1 protein-coding gene and 1 pseudogene are annotated in these 937 nt (G+C 77.6%); one reads left to right on the forward strand and one right to left on the reverse strand.

Translation table 11 applies throughout. The annotated features are described in order from the left end of the window. A partial coding sequence (locus tag JNW98_RS35325; RefSeq protein WP_223772353.1) for a TetR-like C-terminal domain-containing protein occupies positions 1-459 on the forward strand: 459 nt, incomplete at its 5' end. Here JNW98_RS35325 and JNW98_RS35330 read toward each other — a convergent pair. Next, a pseudogene (locus JNW98_RS35330) lies at positions 441-937 on the reverse strand (VOC family protein); the annotation flags it as partial. The gene JNW98_RS35325 and the pseudogene JNW98_RS35330 overlap by 19 nt on opposite strands.

The following is a 937-nucleotide window of genomic DNA, read 5'->3' on the forward strand; positions in this document are numbered from 1 at the left end:
CTGCTGGCCGTCGCCCGGGCGGCGCGGGCCTGGTCCCTCGCGCACCCCGCCGAGTTCGCCCTGCTCTACGGCTCGCCCGTGCCGGGCTACCACGCCCCGCAGGAGACCGTCCCGCCCGCCGCGCGCACCCCCGCCGTGCTGGCCGGCGTCCTGCGGGCCGCGCTGGAGGCCGGGGAGCTGATCCCGCCGCGGCGGGCCGTGCCCGGGCCGCCCCTGATCCGGCCGGAGGCGGCGGAGCTGTTCGGCGAGGCCCCCGGCGAACCGTTCGCGGACCTCATCGAGCGTGGGATCGTGCTCTGGAGCGGCCTGATCGGCCTGCTGTCCTTCCAGGTCTTCAGCCGCACCCACGACAGCGTCCACGACCAGGCGGCGTTCTTCGACTACGCGGTCGCGGTGGTGGCGGAGGGCGTCGGGCTGACGGTCCCCGCCGGCGAGGAGGGTCAGCCCGCCGAGGGCTGATCCGCCCGCCGGAAGACGACGGCGGTGCCGAGCGCGGCGGCGGCCGGTACGAAGAGGTCGCCGGAGGCCGTACGCCGCACCGGTATCCCGTTGTCCGTCAGCAACTCCCGCGTCACGTCCGGGTCGTCGACCGCGACCGTGTACGCGACGAGCGCCGGCAGCGCCGGGGCCCGTTCGCCGGGCAGCAGCGTGCCGAGGGCGGAGCCGGCCACCAGGGTCAGCGAGGCCCCGGCGAGGCCGAAGACCAGGGCCCGGCCCTCCGCGCGGGCCGGCCGCCCCAGGCAGCGCTCGTACCGCTCCCGGACGGCGTCCAGCTCGGCGTCGTCGGCACACAGCGTGACGTCGACGAGGCCGACGGCACCGTTCGGGTGCCCGGTGACGCGGGCGGTCTGGAACGCCGGGTCCAGGTCCGCGACCACGCCGACGCGGCCCTCGGCCACCGCCCCCGGCCGCTCTCCGTCGAGCTCCAGGTAGCGCA

The sequence above is a fragment of the Streptomyces huiliensis genome (genome assembly GCF_020037025.1).
In the GTDB taxonomy this organism is placed as follows: Bacteria; Actinomycetota; Actinomycetes; order Streptomycetales; family Streptomycetaceae; genus Streptomyces; species Streptomyces huiliensis.